2 protein-coding genes are annotated in these 921 nt (G+C 59.7%); one reads left to right on the plus strand and one right to left on the minus strand.

Annotated features, from left to right (window positions below; genetic code table 11):
* Window positions 1-47 precede the first annotated feature (47 nt).
* A complete protein-coding gene (locus tag AC1D1X_RS24485; RefSeq protein WP_477670893.1) occupies window positions 48-515 on the plus strand; it encodes a hypothetical protein in 468 nt (155 codons plus the stop codon).
* A 151-nt stretch (window positions 516-666) separates the two neighbouring features.
* On the opposite strand, the gene AC1D1X_RS24490 is transcribed toward AC1D1X_RS24485, so the two are convergent.
* Window positions 667-921 (minus strand): DUF2867 domain-containing protein (locus tag AC1D1X_RS24490; protein WP_477699512.1); only part of this gene is annotated, 255 nt, incomplete at its 5' end.

Raw genomic sequence — 921 nt, forward strand, 5'->3', positions numbered from 1 at the left:
ACTATATATACGGTTTATTCGACCGCTCACCAAAAAAGGATCAATCCATGGCAACCCGCAAAAAAGCAACTGCAAAACCCGCCGCACCGGCACCTAAACCGGCCGCAACGCCCAAGGCACCCGTGAAAACCGCCGCCAAGCCCGCCCCGAAAAAATCGCCTCCTGCCAAGGCCCCGGCCGGCAAAGGCACGGTCAAGAAAGCCATCGTGAAAAAGGCCGGCGCCAAAAAGCCTGCGGCAAAACCACAAGCCAGCGCCAAACCCGCCAAAACCGCAAAGCCGGAAAAAACCAAAAAGCCCAAACTGGTTCGCGACAGCTTCACCATTCCGAAAACCGAATACGTGGTGCTTGACGACCTGAAGCAACGCGCCGCCAAACTGACCCGCCCCGCCAAGAAAAGCGAACTGCTGCGCGCGGGCATCAAGCTGCTGGCCACCCTGTCCGACGCCGCCTTCCTGACGGCGCTGGAGCAGGTCCCCGCCATCAAGACCGGCCGGCCTACGCTTGGTTCTTAAGCCACGCAAAGGAACTGCAGGAGCTCCCAGCTTTCATGCCAACTAACGTTTGACACGAGCGGTGGCCGCAAGCATGCGAAGCTTGCTTGCGGACGTCCCCTCGATGAGGGGGGGCCCTCAGCGGGCTACACGTGGCGACCGGGAATCTGGTTTACGCCTCCGCTGCCGGCGGCCAGCCGATTCGGGCAGCACGACGAAGACTGGATTGAACGACCAAGCGGTGGAACGGGGCGATGACAAGAATATAGAGACGACCCAGGCGGTTGTGGCAATGGACCACGGTTGATAAAGTCAGGTGGCGTTTGCCTCCCGGCAACGGCTGACTGGAGCAGAGGACAGAAAGCCTGAAGTCCAGGTGCTTGTCGTCTTCTCCAAAGACAACTTCGGTCGGGCTTGTGCCGTAGAT

The organism is Polaromonas sp. P1_G4, assembly GCF_056405475.1.